The following is an 18755-nucleotide window of genomic DNA, read 5'->3' as shown; positions in this document are numbered from 1 at the left end:
CGAAGATCACCGCTGATATGACTTCATGATCCTTCGTCAGGTGGTGGAGATCACAAAGCTTGTGCAATACCCCGTGTCGCAGATCACAGAGCGGCAGGCATAGGATGCGAGGCAGTTGGGCTTGTGACCTGCTTCACATGTTCTCGATCTTCGTCAGGACCGGCGGAGTTCGAGAGGCCTGTGAGACGGATGTGAGCCCACACCATCGCCAGCAGTCAGTGCCGACTGAGAGGAGCGAGGAGCGGTGAACGCGTATGCGCCCATCCTCGTACTGGGAGCCCTCGGGGCAGGCTTTGCGATCTTCTCCGTGGTCATGGCCACGTTGATCGGGCCGAAGCGGTACAACCGCGCCAAGCTCGAGGCCTACGAGTGCGGTATCGAGCCGACCCCCACGCCGGCCGGCGGCGGGCGCTTCCCCATCAAGTACTACCTGACGGCGATGCTCTTCATCGTCTTCGACATCGAGATCGTCTTCCTCTACCCCTGGGCCGTCACCTTCGACGCGCTGGGGGTTTTCGGGCTCGTGGAGATGCTGCTCTTCGTGCTCACCGTCTTCGTCGCCTACGCCTATGTGTGGCGGCGCGGCGGCCTGGAATGGGACTGAGGGGCCTTTAAGCCATGGGACTCGAAGAAAAGCTTCCGAGCGGATTCCTGCTGACCACCGTCGAACAGGCCGCGGGCTGGGTGCGCAAGGCGTCCGTCTTCCCGGCCACGTTCGGCCTCGCCTGCTGCGCCATCGAGATGATGACCACCGGCGCCGGCCGCTACGACCTGGCGCGCTTCGGCATGGAGGTCTTCCGCGGTTCGCCCCGCCAGGCGGACCTGATGATCGTGGCCGGCCGGGTCAGCCAGAAGATGGCGCCGGTGCTGCGGCAGGTCTACGACCAGATGCCGAACCCGAAGTGGGTGATCTCCATGGGGGTGTGCGCATCCTCGGGCGGCATGTTCAACAACTACGCGATCGTCCAGGGCGTGGACCACATCGTCCCTGTCGACATCTATCTCCCCGGCTGCCCGCCGCGCCCCGAGATGCTGATGGACGCGATCCTCAAGCTCCACCACAAGATCCAGAACACCAAGCTGGGTGTGAACGCCGAGGAGGCGGCCCGCGAGGCCGAGGAAGCGGCGCTCAAGGCCCTGCCCTTGATCGAGATGAAGGGGCTGCTGCGGTGAGCGACGCCAACGGCACCGGCGCGGGGGCCGGGGGAACCAACCCCGAGAAGGACCTCTCCGCCTCCAACCTCCCCGGCCAGCGAGGTCAGGGCGGCGAGGAGATCCGCGTCCAGCGCGGCATGTTCGGCGCCGCCAACGGCGGCGACACCTCCGGTTACGGCGGCCTGGTCCGCTCGGTACGCCTCCCCGGCGCGACCGCCCGCCCCTACGGCGGCTGGTTCGACGAGGTCGCCGACGAACTGGAGGGCGCGCTGGAGGAGCAGGGTCTCCTCCCCGGCAACGCGATCGAGAGGACGGTCGTCGACCGCGACGAACTCACCTTCCACATCGAACGCGAGCACCTCGTCCGCGTCGCCCGCACCCTGCGTGACGACCCTGCCCTGCGCTTCGAACTGTGCACGGGCGTGAGCGGCGTCCACTACCCGAACGACAAGGGCCGCGAACTGCACGCCGTCTACCACCTGCGCTCGATCACCCACAACAGGCTGATCCGGCTCGAGGTCAGCGCCCCGGACACCGACCGTCACATCCCGTCCCTGGTCTCCGTCTATCCGACCAACGACTGGCACGAGCGCGAGACCTACGACTTCTTCGGGATCGTCTTCGACGGTCACCCGGCCCTGACGCGGATCATGATGCCGGACGACTGGCAGGGCCACCCCCAGCGCAAGGACTATCCCCTCGGCGGCATCCCCGTCGAGTACAAGGGCGCCCAGATCCCGGCTCCGGACCAGCGGAGGTCGTACTCGTGAGCACTCAGTCAGCATCGCCGCGCGAGACCACCGAAGGCACCGTCTACACGGTGACCGGTGGCGACTGGGACGAGGTCGTCCAGTCCGCGGCCCGCGCCGACGACGAACGCATCGTCGTCAACATGGGGCCCCAGCACCCCTCCACCCACGGTGTGCTCCGCCTGATCCTGGAGATCGACGGCGAGACGGTCACCGAGGCCCGCTGCGGCATCGGCTACCTGCACACCGGCATCGAGAAGAACCTCGAGTTCCGTACGTGGACACAGGGCACCACCTTCGTGACGCGCATGGACTACCTGACGTCCTTCTTCAACGAGACCGCCTACTGCCTCGGCGTCGAGAAGCTCCTCGGCATCGAGGACCAGATCACCGAGCGAGCCAAGATCATCCGGGTGCTCCTGATGGAGCTGAACCGGATGTCCTCCCACCTGGTGTGCATCGCCACCGGCGGCATGGAACTCGGCGCGACCACGATCATGATCTACGGATTCCGTGATCGTGAACTGATTCTCGACATCTACGAACTCATCACCGGCCTGCGGATGAACCACGCGTACATCCGCCCCGGCGGACTCGCCCAGGACCTGCCTCCCGGCGCGGTGGACCAGATCCGCGAGTTCGTGAAGAAGATGAAGAAGAACCTCCCGGAGTACGACAAGCTCGCCACCGGGAACCCCATCTTCAAGGCCCGCATGCAGGACATCGGCTATCTCGACCTGGCCGGCTGCATGGCCCTCGGCGCCACCGGTCCGGTGCTGCGCGCCACCGGCCTGCCGCACGACCTGCGCAAGAGCCAGCCCTACTGCGACTACGAGACGTACGACTTCGACGTCCCGACCGCCGACTCCTGCGACGCCTACGGCCGCTTCCTGATCCGCCTGGAGGAGATGCGCCAGTCGCTCAGGATCGTCGAACAGTGCCTGGACCGGCTCCAGCCCGGCCCGGTCATGGTCCCCGACAAGAAGATCGCCTGGCCTGCCCAGCTCGCCCTGGGCCCCGACGGTCTCGGCAACTCCCTCGACCACATCAAGAAGATCATGGGCACCTCCATGGAGGCCCTGATCCACCACTTCAAGCTGGTCACCGAGGGCTTCCGGGTCCCGCCGGGCCAGGCGTACGCGGCCGTCGAATCGCCCAAGGGCGAACTCGGTGTGCACGTCGTGTCCGACGGCGGCACCCGCCCCTACCGGGTCCACTTCCGTGACCCGTCCTTCACCAACCTTCAGGCCATGGCGGCGATGTGCGAAGGCGGCCAGGTCGCCGACGTGATCGTCGCCGTGGCGTCCATCGACCCCGTGATGGGAGGCGTCGACCGGTGACCACCTCTTCTTCCGAGCGGGGCGTCAGCCTGGGCATGCCCCAGCTGCCCCCGCCCGCCTACCCGGACGACGTCCGAGCCAGGCTGGAGACGGACGCGCGCGAGATCATCGCCCGCTACCCCGACTCCCGCTCCGCGCTCCTGCCGTTGCTGCACCTCGTGCAGTCGCAGGAGGGACACGTCACGCGCACCGGGATGCAGTTCTGCGCGGACGTACTGGGCCTGACCACCGCCGAGGTCACCGCGGTCGCGACCTTCTACACCATGTACCGGCGCCGGCCGAGCGGTGACTACCAGGTGGGCGTCTGCACCAACACCCTCTGCGCGGTGATGGGCGGCGACGCCATCTTCGAGGCGCTCCAGGACCACCTCGGCGTCGGCAACGGCGAGACCACCGACGACGGCAAGGTCACCCTGGAGCACATCGAGTGCAACGCGGCCTGCGACTTCGCGCCGGTCGTGATGGTCAACTGGGAGTTCTTCGACAACCAGACCGTGCAGAGCGCCAAGAGCCTGGTGGACGACCTGCGCACCGGCCGTACCGTCTCGCCCACGCGCGGGGCGCCGCTGTGCACCTTCAAGGAGACCGCCCGGATCCTGGCGGGCTTCCCCGACGAGCGCGAGGGCGCCGTCGACGGGGGCGGCAGCGCGGGACCGGCGTCGCTGGTGGGTCTTCGCCTGGCAAGGGGAGAGACCGCACCCGCGCGCGTGGTCCATCCACGCGACGGCGGACCGCACGACGCGCCGCAGGACCGGGCCGTGCACGACCCGTCGCCCACCGAGCACCTCAGTTCGCACGACGCGCCACAGGACACGTCGGCCTCCGACCCGGCCCACCCGGCAGGGCCTACCGCCGAGGAGGGGGAGTGATGACCTTGGCACCCGAACTGAAGGACACCGGCCCCGAGAAGCTGCTCGCACCCGTGCTGTCGGCCTTCTGGGACGAGGACAGGTCCTGGACGCTGGACGTGTACCGAAGGCACGAGGGGTACGAGGGACTCCGCAAGGCGCTCGCCATGTCGCCGGACGACCTGATCGCGTACGTCAAGGACTCCGGTCTGCGCGGCCGCGGTGGCGCGGGATTCCCCACGGGAATGAAATGGCAGTTCATTCCCCAGGGAGATGGAAAACCGCACTATCTAGTTGTCAACGCCGACGAGTCGGAGCCGGGAACCTGCAAGGACATCCCGCTCCTCTTCGCGAACCCGCACAGCCTCATCGAGGGCATTGTGATCGCGTGTTATGCCATCAGGTCGTCTCATGCGTTCATCTATCTGCGGGGCGAAGTCGTCCCTGTTCTGCGACGGTTGCACGAGGCCGTGCGCGAGGCCTACGCGGCGGGCTACCTCGGCGAGAACGTCCTGGGCAGCGGACTCGACCTCGAACTCACCGTGCACGCGGGTGCGGGCGCGTACATCTGTGGTGAGGAGACCGCGCTGCTGGACTCGCTCGAAGGCCGCCGTGGACAACCGCGGCTGCGTCCTCCTTTCCCTGCTGTCGCGGGCCTCTACGCATGCCCGACTGTGGTGAATAACGTGGAGTCGATCGCGTCGGTTCCCGCGATTCTGCAAAACGGAAAAGAATGGTTCAGGTCGATGGGCAGCGAGAAGTCCCCGGGCTTCACGCTCTACTCGCTCAGCGGCCATGTCGCCAGCCCCGGCCAGTACGAGGCCCCCCTCGGCATCACCCTGCGCCAGCTCCTGGAGATGAGCGGCGGAATGCGACCGGGCCACCGCCTCAAGTTCTGGACGCCGGGCGGCTCCTCCACACCGATGTTCACCGACGAGCACCTCGACGTCCCCCTTGACTACGAAGGAGTGGGTGCCGCGGGTTCCATGCTCGGCACGAAAGCACTCCAGTGCTTCGACGAGACGACCTGCGTCGTGCGTGCCGTCACCCGCTGGACCGAGTTCTACGCCCATGAGTCCTGCGGCAAGTGCACGCCCTGCCGCGAAGGCACCTACTGGCTGGTGCAGCTGCTGCGGGACATCGAGGCGGGCAAGGGCGCCATGTCCGACCTCGAGAAGCTCAACGACATCGCCGACAACATCAACGGCAAGTCCTTCTGTGCCCTCGGCGACGGTGCCGCCTCGCCGATCTTCTCCTCGCTCAAGCACTTCCGCGAGGAGTACGAACAGCACATCACGGGCCGCGGCTGCCCCTTCGACCCGGCCAAGTCGACGGCCTGGGCCGACCGCACGGAGGTGAACGCATGACGGTGACCACCAGCGCTCCCTCCGGGGGCGGAGAGGCGGCTCTCCCGCCGGAGAATCTCGTGTCGCTGACCATCGACGGCGCGGAGATCAGCGTGCCCAAGGGCACCCTGGTCATCCGTGCCGCCGAGCAGCTCGGCATCGAGATCCCGCGCTTCTGCGACCACCCTCTCCTCGACCCGGCCGGCGCCTGCCGCCAGTGCATCGTCGAGGTCGAGGGCCAGCGCAAGCCGATGGCGTCCTGCACCATCACCTGCACGGACGGGATGGTGGTGAAGACCCACCTCACCTCCCCGGTCGCCGAGAAGGCACAGCACGGTGTGATGGAGCTGCTCCTCATCAACCACCCGCTGGACTGCCCGGTCTGCGACAAGGGCGGCGAGTGCCCCCTGCAGAACCAGGCCATGTCACACGGCAACGCCGAGTCCCGCTTCGAGGGCCGCAAGCGGACCTACGAGAAGCCCGTCCCGATCTCCACACAGGTGCTGCTCGACCGTGAGCGGTGCGTGCTGTGCGCCCGGTGCACCAGGTTCTCCAACCAGGTCGCGGGCGACCCGATGATCGAGCTGATCGAGCGGGGCGCGCTCCAGCAGGTCGGCACCGGTGAGGGCGACCCCTTCGAGTCGTACTTCTCCGGCAACACCATCCAGATCTGCCCGGTCGGCGCGCTCACCTCGGCGGCCTACCGGTTCCGTTCGCGGCCCTTCGACCTGATCTCCTCGCCGTCCGTCTGCGAGCACTGCTCCGGCGGCTGCGCGACGCGCACGGACCACCGGCGCGGCAAGGTCATGCGGCGCCTCGCCGCCGACGACCCCGAGGTCAACGAGGAGTGGATCTGCGACAAGGGGCGGTTCGGGTTCCGGTACGCGCAGCAGCGCGACCGGCTCGACACCCCGCTCGTGCGCAACGCCGAGGGCGACCTCGAACCGGCCTCCTGGCCGGAGGCGCTGCAGATCGCGGCCCAGGGACTGCTCGCCTCGCGCGGCAGGACCGGCGTCCTGACCGGCGGCCGCCTCACCGTCGAGGACGCCTACGCGTACAGCAAGTTCGCGCGCGTGGCGCTCGGCACCAACGACATCGACTTCCGCGCGCGCGTGCACAGCAGCGAGGAGGCCGACTTCCTGGCGTCCAGCGTGGCGGGCCGAGGCCGTGACCTCGACGGCAGCGGCATCACGTACACGACGCTGGAGAAGGCGCCCGCCGTCCTGCTCGTCGGGTTCGAGTCCGAGGAGGAGGCGCCCGGCGTCTTCCTGCGGCTGCGCAAGGGCTGGCGGGGGCACGGGCAGAAGGTGTTCTCGCTGGCCACGCACGCCACCCGCGGCCTGGAGAAGGCCGGCGGCACGCTGCTGCCGGCCGCCCCGGGCACCGAGACCGAGTGGCTGGACGCACTGTCCAGCGGGGTCGGCCTGGAGGACGAACCCGGCAGCCGGGCCGCCGAGGCGCTGCGCGCCGGCGGCGCGGTGATCGTCGTAGGTGAGCGGCTGGCCGCTGTCGCGGGCGGTCTGACCGCCGTCGTCCGGGCGGCCACCGCCACCGGGGCGCAGCTGGTGTGGATTCCGCGCCGGGCGGGGGAGCGGGGCGCCATCGAGGCGGGCGCGCTGCCGTCGCTGCTGCCTGGCGGGCGCCCGGCCACCGACCCGCGCGCGCGGGAGGAGGTCGCGGCCGCCTGGGGCGTCGCCGAACTCCCGCTGCGCTACGGCCGGGACACGGGCCAGATCATCGACGCCGCCGCGGGCGGTGAGCTTCAGGCACTGCTCGTCGCCGGAGTGGAGGTCGCCGACCTGCCCGACCCGCAGCGTGCGCGTGAGGCGCTCGCCGAGGCCGGCTTCGTGGTGTCTCTGGAGCTGCGGCCCGGCGAGGTCACCGCCCACGCCGACGTCGTACTGCCCGTCGCCGCGGTCGCCGAGAAGGCCGGCGCGTTCCTCAACTGGGAGGGCCGGGTGCGCCCCTTCGAGGCCGCGCTCAAGCCCGACCAGATGACGCGCCGCCTGGCGCCGGCCGACGCGCGCGTGCTGCAGATGCTGGCCGACGCCATGGACGTCCATCTGGGCCTTCCCGACCTGCGCACCGCGCGCGCCGAACTGGACCGGCTCGGCGCCTGGGGCGGGCCGCGGGCCACCGCACCGACGGACACCGCGGGCGTACTGCCGCGACCCGCCGCGGGTGAGGCCGTGCTCGCCGGGCACCGCCTGCTGCTCGACCAGGGTCTCCTCCAGCAGGGCGACGAAGCGCTCGCCGGGACCCGGCACGCCGCCCGCGCGCGCGTGTCCGCCGCCACGGCCGCCGAAGCCGGCGTCAAGGACGGCGACACACTCGCCGTGACCGGCACCGCCGGAACGGTCGAACTGCCACTGGAGATCACCGAGATGCCCGACCGGGTGGTGTGGCTCCCGCTGAACTCCACCGGCGGCGGCGTCGCCTCCGACACCGGGGCCCGGCCCGGCTCCCTCGTCCGCATCGGCCCGGCGACGCCCGCCGCCGACGCCACCAAGGAGGGAGAGGCATGAGCCCCTACTTCGCCGCGGAAGACCTCTCGATGTTCGGCCGCGACCCCTGGTGGCTGGTCGTCGTCAAGGCGGTGTTCTGCTTCGCCTTCCTCATGCTGACCGTGCTGTTCTCCATCGTCTGGGAGCGCAAGGTCGTCGCCTGGATGCAGCTGCGCGTCGGCCCCAACCGGCACGGCCCCTGGGGCATGCTCCAGTCGCTCGCCGACGGCATCAAGCTGATGCTGAAGGAAGACCTCATCGTCAAACGCGCCGACAAGGTCGTGTACGTCCTCGCACCGGTCATCGCCGCCATCCCGGCCTTCATGGCGATCGCGGTGATCCCCTTCGGGCCGGCCGGCAACGAGATCTCGATCTTCGGCCAGCGCACCACGATGCAGCTCACCGACCTGCCGATCGCGATGCTCTACATCCTCGCGGTCGCCTCGGTCGGCATCTACGGCATCGTCCTGGCGGGCTGGAGCTCCGGATCCACCTACCCGCTGCTGGGCGGCCTGCGGTCCTGCGCGCAGATGATCTCGTACGAGATCGCGATGGGCGCCGCGTTCGCCTCGGTGTTCCTCTACTCCGGGTCGATGTCGACGTCGACGATCGTCGAGCAGCAGCAGGACCGCTGGTACATCCTCCTGCTGCCGGTCTCCTTCATCCTCTACATCGTCACGATGGTCGGCGAGACCAACCGTGCCCCCTTCGACATGCCGGAGTCCGAGGGAGACCTGGTCGGCGGCTTCAACACCGAGTACTCGTCGATCAAGTTCGCGATGTTCATGCTCGCCGAGTACGTGAACATGGTGACGGTGTCGGCCGTCGCGACGACTCTCTTCCTCGGCGGCTGGCGGGCTCCCTGGCCGGTCAGCACCTTCTGGGAGGGCGCGAACCACGGCTGGTGGCCGATGCTCTGGTTCGTCGTCAAGGTGCAGCTGCTGCTGTTCTTCTTCATCTGGCTGCGCGGCACGCTGCCCCGGGTCCGCTACGACCAGCTGATGAAGCTCGGCTGGAAGGTCCTCATCCCGGTCTCGGTGACCTGGCTGATGCTCGTCGCCACCGTGCGGACCCTGCGCAACGAGAACTACGACTTCGCCGACATCGCCCTCTACGTCGGCGGCGGTGTCCTGGCCCTGCTGCTGCTCTCCTTCGTCGCGGACATGTTCCGCGACCGGGGCAAGGACGAGCAGGCCCCCGCCGAGCCCGCCGGATTCGACCCGATGGCGGGCGGATTCCCCGTACCGCCGCTGCCGGGACAGGAGCTTCCGCCGGTGCCCAGGCGCGCTTCGCGCCGGGAGCGGGAGCTGATTGTCAGTGGTGGGCCCGATACTCACAGTGACGGATCGCTGGATGGAAAGGAGGCGTCCGATGGCTGAGGAGCCCAAGGAGACCAAACCCGGTTTCCAGAACCCGGTAGCCGGCTTCGGCGTGACCTTCAAGGCCATGTTCAAGAAGCGGCTCACCGAGCAGTATCCCGAGCAGCAGAAGACCACCGCTCCGCGGTTCCACGGACGGCACCAGCTCAACCGCCATCCGGACGGCCTGGAGAAGTGCGTCGGCTGTGAGCTGTGCGCCTGGGCCTGCCCCGCCGACGCCATCTACGTCGAGGGGGCGGACAACACCGAGGAGGAGCGCTACTCGCCGGGCGAGCGGTACGGACGCGTCTACCAGATCAACTACGCCCGCTGCATCCTGTGCGGCCTGTGCATCGAGGCGTGCCCCACGCGCGCGCTGACGATGACCAACGAGTTCGAACTGGCCGACAGCAGCCGCGCCAACCTGATCTTCACCAAGGAGCAGCTGCTCGCCGGCCTGGACGAGGGCATGGTCGACGCCCCGCACGCCATCTACCCCGGCATGGACGAACAGGACTACTACCGGGGCCTGGTGACCGAGGCCGCGCCCGGCACCGAGCGGCAGGTCGCCCTCACCAAGGGCGAGGTGCCGCAGGAGGCCGCCTCCACCTTCGGCGAGGACGAGCCCGCCGCCGGGGAGGTGATCGGCCGATGAGCGCTCAGCTCGCCGCCTACTCCACCTCCACCGGCGAGGCGTTCCAGTTCTGGGTGCTGGGCACCGTCGCGGTGCTCGGCGCCCTGTGCACCGTCTTCATGAAGAGGGCCGTGCACAGCGCGCTCTGCCTCGCCGGGACCATGATCATTCTGGCGGTGTTCTACCTTGCCAACGGCGCCTACTTCCTGGGCGTCGTCCAGATCGTCGTCTACACCGGCGCGATCATGATGCTGTTCCTGTTCGTGGTCATGCTCGTCGGCGTCACCGCCGCGGACTCCCTGACCGAGACCATCAAGGGCCAGCGCTGGCTGGCCCTCGTCTGCGGTCTCGGCTTCGGCATCCTGCTGGTCGCCGGCATCGGCAACGCCTCCCTGACCGAGTTCGGCGGCCTCACCGAGGCCAACGCGGGCGGCAACGTGGAGGGCCTCGCGGCCCTCATCTTCACCAAGTACGTCTTCGCCTTCGAGATCACCGGCGCCCTGCTCATCACGGCCGCCGTCGGCGCCATGGTGCTCACCCACCGCGAGCGCACCGAGCGGGCGATGACGCAGCGCGAGATGTCCGAGCAGCGCGTCCGCGAGGGCGTCCACCTGCCGCCGCTGCCCGCACCCGGTGTGTACGCGCGGCACAACGCCGTGGACATCGCCGGCCTGCTGCCCGACGGCACCCCGTCGGAACTCACCGTCAGCAAGACGCTGCGGGAGCGCGGCCAGATCCGGGACGTGTCCACCGAGGCGCTCAATGACCTCAAGGCGCTCGAACAGCGCGCCGAGGACCGTCTGGAGCGCACCCCCATCGAGCCGCCGACCTTCAAGCGGGCCGAGGAGGCGTCGAAGTGAACCCCGTCAACTACCTCTATCTCGCCGCCCTGTTGTTCACGATCGGCGCGACGGGCGTCCTGATCAGGCGCAACGCGATCGTCGTGTTCATGTGCATCGAGCTGATGCTCAATGCCTGCAACCTCGCGTTCGTCGCCTTCTCCCGCATGCACGGCAATCTCGACGGCCAGATCATCGCCTTCTTCACGATGGTCGTCGCCGCAGCGGAGGTCGTGGTGGGACTCGCGATCATCGTGTCGCTGTTCCGTTCCCGCCACTCGGCCTCGGTCGACGACGCCAGCCTGATGAAGCTGTAAGGGGTCGGAAGAATCGTGGAGAACCTGATTGCGCTGCTGATCGCGGCGCCCCTGCTCGGAGCGGCCGTCCTGCTGGTCGGCGGACGGCGGCTCGATGCCGTCGGCCACTGGCTCGGCACCCTGCTCGCGGCCGCCTCCTTCGTGATCGGCCTGGTCCTCTTCGCCGACCTGCTCGGCAAGGACGCCGCGGACCGGACGCTCACGCAACACCTGTTCAGCTGGATCCCGGTCGAGGGCTTCCAGGCGGACGTGGCCTTCCAGCTCGACCAGCTGTCGATGACGTTCGTCCTGCTGATCACCGGCGTCGGCTCGCTGATCCACCTGTACTCGATCGGGTACATGGAGCACGACGAGCGCCGCCGCCGCTTCTTCGGCTACCTGAACCTGTTCCTGGCGGCGATGCTCCTCCTGGTCCTCGCCGACAACTACCTGCTGCTGTACGTCGGCTGGGAGGGCGTCGGTCTCGCCTCCTACCTGCTGATCGGCTTCTGGCAGCACAAGCCCAGCGCCGCCACCGCCGCGAAGAAGGCCTTCCTGGTCAACCGCGTCGGCGACATGGGCCTGTCGATCGCCATCATGCTGATGTTCACCACCTTCGGCACCTTCGCCTTCGGTCCCCTGCTCGGCACGCACGAGGAGCCGGGACTCGCCGGAGGCGCCTCCGAGGCCACGCTCAACGGCATCGCCCTGATGCTGCTGCTCGCGGCCTGCGGCAAGTCCGCCCAGGTCCCGTTGCAGTCCTGGCTCGGGGACGCCATGGAGGGCCCGACCCCGGTCTCGGCCCTCATCCACGCGGCCACGATGGTGACCGCGGGCGTCTACCTCATCGTCCGCTCCGCGGCGATCTTCAACCTGGCGCCCGACGCACAGCTCGTCGTCACCATCGTGGGTGCCGTCACGCTCCTGTTCGGTGCGATCGTCGGTTGCGCGAAGGACGACATCAAGAAGGCCCTGGCCGGCTCGACCATGTCGCAGATCGGCTACATGGTGCTGGCGGCCGGCCTCGGCCCCATCGGGTACGTCTTCGCGATCATGCACCTGGTGACGCACGGCTTCTTCAAGGCCGGCCTGTTCCTCGGCGCGGGTTCGGTCATGCACGGCATGAACGACGAGGTCGACATGCGCAAGTACGGCGGCCTGCGCAAGTACATGCCGGTCACCTTCATCACCTTCGGCCTCGGCTACCTCGCCATCATCGGCTTCCCCGGTCTGTCCGGCTTCTTCTCCAAGGACAAGATCATCGAGGCTGCCTTCGCCAAGGGCGGCACCGAGGGCTGGATCCTCGGCGGCTGCGCGCTGCTGGGCGCGGCCATCACGGCGTACTACATGACGCGCGTGATGCTGATGACGTTCTTCGGCGAGGAGCGCTGGAGGAACCAGCCCACTCGCTCCCCGCAGGCACCGAGCGCCGAGCCCGCCGCCGCGTACGGCGGCGACGCCGCATCCGGTCACGGGGCCGCCGCGACCGGGGAACCGCACCCGCACGAGTCGCCGAAGTCCATGACGATCCCGATGATCGTGCTGGCCTTCGGATCGGTCTTCGCGGGCGGGTTCTTCAGCATCGGAGACCGCTTCCTGCACTGGCTGGAGCCCGTCACGGGACACAGCCACGGCGACTCCCCGGTCAGCGCCCTCACCGTCACCCTCGCCACCATGGTGGTCCTGGTGATCGGCGTCGCGGTCGCCTACGCGCAGTACGGCCGCCGCCCGGTCCCGGTCGTCGCCCCGCGCGGGTCCCTGCTCACCAGGGCCGCCCGGCGCGACCTCCTCCAGGACGACTTCAACCACGTCGTCCTGGTCCGCGGCGGCGAGCACCTCACACGGTCCCTGGTGTACGTCGACCACACCCTGGTCGACGGCGTCGTCAACGGTACGGCGGCCTCGGTCGGCGGACTCTCCGGGCGCCTGCGCAAGCTCCAGAACGGCTACGCGCGGTCCTACGCGGTCTCGATGTTCGGAGGTGTGGCGATCCTCATCGCCGCGACCCTGCTGATGAGGGCGGTCTGATACCGATGTCCTTTCCTCTGCTGACAGCGACGGCGGTGCTCCCCGCGATCGGGGCGATCGCCACGGCCGCCGTCCCGGCCGCGCGGCGCAACGCCGCCAAAGCGCTGGCGCTGTTCTTCTCCCTCGCCACGCTCGTCCTGGCGATCGTCGTCCTGGTCCGCTTCGACCCGGACGGCGACCGCTACCAGCTCACCGAGTCCCGCTCATGGATCGCCGAGTTCGGCGTCCGTTACGAACTCGGCGTGGACGGCATCGCGGTGGCGCTCATCGCGCTCACGGCGCTGCTGATCCCGTTCATCATCCTCGCGGGCTGGCACGACGCCGACCCGCTGGAGACCGGCGACAAGCGGTGGCGGCCGACGCAGGGCTTCTTCGCCCTGATTCTCGCCGTCGAGGCGATGGTGATCATCTCCTTCGAGGCCACCGACGTCTTTCTCTTCTACATCTTCTTCGAAGCCATGCTGATCCCGATGTACTTCCTCATCGGCGGCTTCGGGGACCGGGCCCACGAACACGGCGAGGAGACGGCGGCCACCCAACGGTCGTACGCGGCCGTGAAGTTCCTGCTCTACAACCTGGCCGGCGGACTGATCATGCTGGCCGCGGTGATCGGGCTGTATGTCGTCGCCGGGAACTTCTCGCTGACGGAGATCGCCGAGGCCCGCGCCAACGGCTCGCTCGACATGGCGACGAACACCGAACGCTGGCTGTTCCTGGGCTTCTTCTTCGCCTTCGCCGTGAAGGCACCCCTATGGCCACTCCACACCTGGCTGCCCAACGCCATGGGGGAGTCCACCACCCCCGTCGCCGTCCTCATCACGGCCGTCGTCGACAAGGTCGGCACCTTCGCGATGCTCCGCTTCTGCCTCCAGCTCTTCCCGGAGGCCAGCAAGTGGGCGACGCCCGCGATCCTCGTCCTCGCCGTGATCAGCATCATCTACGGCGCGCTGCTCGCCGTCGGACAGCGCGACATCAAGCGGCTGGTGGCGTACGCGTCGATCTCGCACTTCGGCTTCATCATCATGGGCATCTTCGCCATGACCAGCCAGGGCCAGTCCGGCGCGACGCTCTACATGGTCAACCACGGCCTCTCGACAGCCGCCCTGATGCTGGTCGCCGGCTTCCTGATCTCGCGGCGCGGTTCGCGGCTCATCGCCGACTACGGCGGGGTGCAGAAGGTGGCACCCGTGCTCGCCGGCACCTTCCTGATCGGCGGTCTAGCGACGCTGTCACTGCCGGGGCTGGCACCTTTCGTGAGCGAGTTCCTGGTCCTGGTCGGGACGTTCTCCCGCTATCCGGTGATCGGCATCGTCGCCACGTTCGGCATCGTCCTCGCCGCGCTGTACACCCTCGTCCTCTACCAGAGGACGATGACCGGTCCCGTGAAACCCGAGGTCGCCGGGATGCCGGACCTCCGCGCGCGGGAGCTGATGGTCGTCGCCCCGTTGATCGTCGTACTGATCTTCCTGGGCGTCTATCCGAAGCCGGTCACGGACATCGTCGACCCGGCGGTCAAGCAGACGCTGTCCGACGTACACAAGAAGGACCCCCAGCCCGAGGTGGAGGCCGCCAAGTGAGTACAGCAGTCGTCCACAGCCTGTGGACAACCGCGGCCGACCCGATCTCGAAGATCGGCGCGCCGAAGATCGAATACGCGCAGCTGGCGCCCACCCTGATCGTCGTGGGCGCGGCCGTCGTCGGGATCCTGGTCGAGGCGTTCGTGCCGCGCAGATCCCGCTACCACGCCCAACTGGTCCTTTCCGTCGTCGCGTTGGCCGCCGCGTTCGCCGCGGTGGTGGCGCTGGCGGCGGACGGCTACGGCACCACCAAGGCGCACATCGCGGCGATGGGCGCGATCGCGGTCGACGGACCGGCCCTGTTCCTCCAGGGCACGATCCTGCTGTCCGCGCTGGTCGGCCTGTTCACCTTCGCCGAACGGCGGCTCGACCCGGAGGCGCACGGCAACCGCGTCGACTCCTTCGCCGCCCAGGCCGCCTCCGTGCCGGGCAGCGACAGCGAGAAGGCAGCGGTCAAGGCCGGTTTCACCACCACCGAGGTCTTCCCGCTGCTGCTGTTCGCCGTCGCGGGCATGCTGGTCTTCCCGGCGGCCAACGACCTGCTGACCCTCTTCATCGCCCTGGAGGTCTTCTCGCTGCCGCTGTACCTGCTGTGCGCGCTGGCCCGCCGCAAGCGGCTCATCTCGCAGGAGGCCGCGGTCAAGTACTTCCTGCTCGGCTCCTTCGCCTCGGCGTTCACCCTGTTCGGCATCGCCCTGCTCTACGGGTACGCCGGCTCGGTGTCGTACGCGACGATCGCGCAGGTCGTCGACGGCACGGTCACCAACGTCAGCCCGGCCCTCGCGGACACCATGGGCAACGACGTGCTGCTGCTCATCGGCGCCGCGATGATCGTCATGGGGCTGCTGTTCAAGGTGGGCGCCGTGCCGTTCCACATGTGGACGCCGGACGTCTACCAGGGCGCGCCGACCCCCGTCACCGGCTTCATGGCCGCCGCCACCAAGGTGGCAGCCTTCGGAGCCCTGCTGCGGATCCTGTACGTCGTACTGCCTGGCCTGCGCTGGGACTGGCGGCCGGTCATGTGGGGTGTCGCGGTCGTCACCATGCTGGGCGGCGCGATCGTCGCGATCACGCAGACCGACATCAAGCGGCTGCTGGCGTACTCGTCGATCGCGCACGCGGGATTCATCCTCGCGGGTGTCATCGCGACCACGCCCGACGGTGTCTCGTCCGTCCTCTTCTACCTGGCCGCGTACTCGTTCGTGACGATCGGCGCGTTCGCGGTCGTGACGCTGGTGCGGGACGCCGGCGGAGAGGCGACGCACCTGTCCAAGTGGGCCGGGCTGGGCCGCCGGTCGCCGCTGGTGGCGGCCGTGTTCGCGGTGTTCCTGCTGGCCTTCGCCGGCATCCCGCTGACCTCCGGGTTCGCCGGGAAGTTCGCCGTGTTCAAGGCGGCGGCGGAGGGCGGTGCGGCGCCGCTGGTCGTGGTCGGTGTGATCTCGTCGGCGATCGCCGCGTTCTTCTACATCAGGGTCATCGTCCTGATGTTCTTCAGCGAGCCGCGGCCCGAGGGCCCCACCGTCGCCGTCCCGTCGCCCCTGACGATGACGACGATCGGAGTGGGTGTGGCCGTCACCCTGGTGCTCGGCGTGGCGCCGCAGTACTTCCTGGATTTGGCGAGCCAGGCAGGGGTGTTCGTGCGCTGACCTGTGCTGACACGTGCTGACGTGCTGTGTCCTGCGCTGGCCTGCGCAGAATGCGCGACGGGCCCCGGTTCCCCGCAGAGGGGGACCGGGGCCCGTCGGCTGAGTCCGGTGAGTCGGTGAGTCCGGCCGGTCTGGCGGGTCCGGCGGGTGGCTTCGGTGGGCGAGGGTGGGGGCGCTCCCCGTTCGGTCGCTTGTGCGAACGTGGCGTTCTGGGGCTGACCGATCACCCCGAGCCTGTGGATAACTCCGGCGGTGTCAGTCCGGACCCCTATCGTGGACGCAGTGGTCGAGGGACGACGTACGGGGGACGGGACGATGCGAGGGACGGGCGGGATCAGGGAGATGCCAGCAACCACCGAGATGCCGGGCACGGACAGCGAGGCGCTGGCCACGCTCCACCGGGTCTTCGGGTACGAGGCCTTCCGGGGTGAGCAGGGCGAGGTCATCGAGCATGTCGTGGCCGGCGGGGACGCGGTCGTCCTCATGCCGACCGGCGGCGGCAAGTCACTCTGCTACCAGATCCCCTCCCTGGTCAGACCAGGTACAGGCGTAGTCGTCTCGCCGCTGATCGCGCTGATGCAGGACCAGGTCGACGCGCTGCGGGCACTGGGCGTGCGCGCCGGGTTCATGAACTCCACGCAGGACTTCGACGAGCGGCGCACGGTCGAGGCCGAGTTCCTGGCCGGCGAGCTGGACCTGCTCTACCTGGCGCCGGAGCGGCTGCGCCTGGACAGCACGCTCAACCTGCTGTCGCGCGGCAAGATCGCGGTCTTCGCCATCGACGAAGCCCACTGCGTGTCCCAGTGGGGGCACGACTTCCGCCCCGACTACCTCGCCCTCTCGTTGCTGGGCGAGCGCTGGCCCGACGTCCCGCGCATCGCGCTCACGGCCACGGCCACCCACGCGACGCACCAGGAGATCACGCAGCGGCTGCGCATGCCGACGGCCCGGCACTTCGTGGCGAGCTTCGACCGGCCCAACATCCAGTACCGGATCGTGCCGAAGGCCGACCCCAAGAAGCAGCTGCTGGGCTTCCTGCGCGAAGAGCACGCGGGCGACGCGGGCATCGTCTACTGCCTCTCGCGCAACTCCGTGGACAAGACCGCCGAGTTCCTCTCCCGCAACGGCATCGAGGCCGTGCCCTACCACGCGGGCCTGGACTCGGGCACGCGCGCGGCACACCAGTCGCGTTTCCTGCGCGAGGAGGGCCTGGTCGTGGTCGCGACCATCGCCTTCGGCATGGGCATCGACAAGCCGGACGTGCGGTTCGTCGCCCACCTCGACCTGCCCAAGTCGATCGAGGGCTACTACCAGGAGACGGGCCGTGCCGGCCGTGACGGACTGCCCTCCACGGCCTGGATGGCCTACGGGCTGAACGACGTCATACAGCAGCGCAAGATGATCCAGTCGAGCGAGGGCGACGAGGCGTTCCGCCGCCGGGCCGCCTCCCACCTCGAGTCGATGCTGGCGCTGTGCGAGACGGTCCAGTGCCGCCGCGGGCAGCTCCTGGCCTACTTCGGCCAGGAACCGGACCCGAAGGGCTGCGGCAACTGCGACACCTGTCTCGCGACCCCGGAGACCTGGGACGGCACGGTCGCGGCACAGAAGGTGCTGTCGACGGTGGTGCGGCTGCAGCGGGAGCGCGGCCAGAAGTTCGGCGCGGTGCAGATCGTCGACATCCTCACGGGCAAACGCTCGGCCAAGGTGATCCAGTTCGACCACGACCAGCTGTCGGTCTTCGGCATCGGCGATGACCTGTCCGAGGGCGAATGGCGCGGCGTCGTCCGCCAGTTGCTCGCACAGGGGCTGCTCGCGGTCGAGGGGGACTACGGCACGCTGGTGCTGACGGACTCCAGCGGGGAGGTGCTGCGGCGCGAGCGGGAGGTGCCGCTGCGCAAGGAGCCGAAGAAGCCGGTGACGGCGAAGACGTCGGGCTCCTCCTCCGGCAAGGGCAGGGCGAAGGCCGCCGCGGTCGAACTGCCCGAGGCGCTGCTCCCCGCCTTCGAGGCCCTGCGTGCCTGGCGCGCCGAACAGGCCCGGGAGCAGGGCGTCCCGGCGTACGTCATCTTCCACGACGCCACGCTGCGGGAGATCGCCACGGAGTGGCCCACGTCCGTGCGGCAGCTCGGCGGGATCAGCGGAGTCGGCGAGAAGAAGCTGGCGACTTACGGGGAGGGCGTGATCGGCGTCCTGGCGTCGCTGGGCGAGGCCCCGGAGCCGCCCGCCGCCGCTCCCGCCCCCGGCGCGGGGGTGGGGGCAGGGACGGCCACCGGGTCCGTGCCTGCCGCGAAGAGCGTGCCCGCCGTGGACACCGGGTCCGACGACTACTGGCCCGAGATGGACGCGGAGCCGGAACCGGAGGACTGGATGTAGGGGGCCGGATGTAAGGGCCGTCTCTTTTACACATCTTAACCTGCCAAAAAAAAAAAAAAAAT

At 68.9% G+C, this 18755-nt stretch carries 15 protein-coding genes; all 15 read left to right on the top strand.

What is annotated here, in order from left to right; translation table 11 throughout:
* The first annotated feature begins 244 nt into the window (after window positions 1-244).
* The 15 genes from P1P75_RS20520 (at window position 245) to recQ (ending at window position 18693) form a co-directional block, all read left to right on the top strand.
* Window positions 245-604 carry an NADH-quinone oxidoreductase subunit A gene (locus tag P1P75_RS20520; RefSeq protein ID WP_007383963.1) on the top strand — a complete coding sequence of 120 codons (360 nt, stop codon included), beginning with the start codon at window positions 245-247 and terminating at the stop codon, window positions 602-604.
* Window positions 605-618: 14 nt separating this feature from the next.
* Window positions 619-1173: an NADH-quinone oxidoreductase subunit B family protein gene (locus P1P75_RS20515; RefSeq protein ID WP_319257444.1), complete on the top strand. Its 555-nt coding sequence runs from the start codon at window positions 619-621 to the stop codon at window positions 1171-1173.
* Entirely contained in the window at window positions 1170-1925 is a 756-nt protein-coding gene (locus P1P75_RS20510) for an NADH-quinone oxidoreductase subunit C (RefSeq protein ID WP_319257441.1), read from the top strand. The genes P1P75_RS20515 and P1P75_RS20510 overlap by 4 nt, the downstream gene beginning before the upstream one ends.
* Window positions 1922-3244 (top strand): NADH-quinone oxidoreductase subunit D, encoded by a 1323-nt coding sequence (locus tag P1P75_RS20505; protein ID WP_319257439.1) that lies wholly within the window; start codon window positions 1922-1924, stop codon window positions 3242-3244. The genes P1P75_RS20510 and P1P75_RS20505 overlap by 4 nt, the downstream gene beginning before the upstream one ends.
* Window positions 3241-4113 carry an NADH-quinone oxidoreductase subunit NuoE gene (nuoE, locus tag P1P75_RS20500; RefSeq protein WP_319257436.1) on the top strand — a complete coding sequence of 291 codons (873 nt, stop codon included), beginning with the start codon at window positions 3241-3243 and terminating at the stop codon, window positions 4111-4113. Before P1P75_RS20505 ends, nuoE begins: the two co-directional genes overlap by 4 nt.
* Complete coding sequence (gene nuoF / locus P1P75_RS20495) at window positions 4110-5459, top strand: NADH-quinone oxidoreductase subunit NuoF (RefSeq protein ID WP_319257434.1); 1350 nt, start codon at window positions 4110-4112, stop codon at window positions 5457-5459. The genes nuoE and nuoF overlap by 4 nt, the downstream gene beginning before the upstream one ends.
* A complete protein-coding gene (locus P1P75_RS20490) occupies window positions 5456-7963 on the top strand; it encodes an NADH-quinone oxidoreductase subunit G (RefSeq protein WP_319257432.1) in 2508 nt (835 codons plus the stop codon). Before nuoF ends, P1P75_RS20490 begins: the two co-directional genes overlap by 4 nt.
* Window positions 7960-9321 (top strand): NADH-quinone oxidoreductase subunit NuoH, encoded by a 1362-nt coding sequence (nuoH, locus tag P1P75_RS20485; RefSeq protein ID WP_319257430.1) that lies wholly within the window; start codon window positions 7960-7962, stop codon window positions 9319-9321. The genes P1P75_RS20490 and nuoH overlap by 4 nt, the downstream gene beginning before the upstream one ends.
* Window positions 9314-9955, top strand: a complete 642-nt coding sequence (gene nuoI, locus P1P75_RS20480; protein ID WP_319257427.1) for an NADH-quinone oxidoreductase subunit NuoI — start codon at window positions 9314-9316, stop codon at window positions 9953-9955. The genes nuoH and nuoI overlap by 8 nt, the downstream gene beginning before the upstream one ends.
* Window positions 9952-10794, top strand: coding sequence for an NADH-quinone oxidoreductase subunit J (locus P1P75_RS20475; protein ID WP_319257424.1), 843 nt, complete (start codon window positions 9952-9954; stop codon window positions 10792-10794). The genes nuoI and P1P75_RS20475 overlap by 4 nt, the downstream gene beginning before the upstream one ends.
* Window positions 10791-11090 (top strand): NADH-quinone oxidoreductase subunit NuoK, encoded by a 300-nt coding sequence (gene nuoK / locus P1P75_RS20470; protein WP_003974374.1) that lies wholly within the window; start codon window positions 10791-10793, stop codon window positions 11088-11090. The genes P1P75_RS20475 and nuoK overlap by 4 nt, the downstream gene beginning before the upstream one ends.
* A gap of 15 nt (window positions 11091-11105) precedes the next feature.
* Window positions 11106-13097 (top strand): NADH-quinone oxidoreductase subunit L, encoded by a 1992-nt coding sequence (gene nuoL / locus P1P75_RS20465; protein ID WP_319257421.1) that lies wholly within the window; start codon window positions 11106-11108, stop codon window positions 13095-13097.
* 5 nt (window positions 13098-13102) lie between these two features.
* Window positions 13103-14674, top strand: coding sequence for an NADH-quinone oxidoreductase subunit M (locus P1P75_RS20460; protein ID WP_319257418.1), 1572 nt, complete (start codon window positions 13103-13105; stop codon window positions 14672-14674).
* Window positions 14671-16320, top strand: a complete 1650-nt coding sequence (gene nuoN, locus P1P75_RS20455; RefSeq protein WP_319257415.1) for an NADH-quinone oxidoreductase subunit NuoN — start codon at window positions 14671-14673, stop codon at window positions 16318-16320. The genes P1P75_RS20460 and nuoN overlap by 4 nt, the downstream gene beginning before the upstream one ends.
* Before the next feature lie 315 nt (window positions 16321-16635).
* Window positions 16636-18693, top strand: coding sequence for a DNA helicase RecQ (gene recQ / locus P1P75_RS20450; RefSeq protein ID WP_319257468.1), 2058 nt, complete (start codon window positions 16636-16638; stop codon window positions 18691-18693).
* Window positions 18694-18755: the final 62 nt, after the last annotated feature.

It is taken from the genome of Streptomyces sp. ID05-39B, from assembly GCF_033794725.1.
GTDB lineage: Bacteria > Actinomycetota > Actinomycetes > Streptomycetales > Streptomycetaceae > Streptomyces > Streptomyces bobili.
Note: the sequence above shows the minus strand (reverse complement) of the source record. Positions and strands in the feature narration are given on the sequence as shown.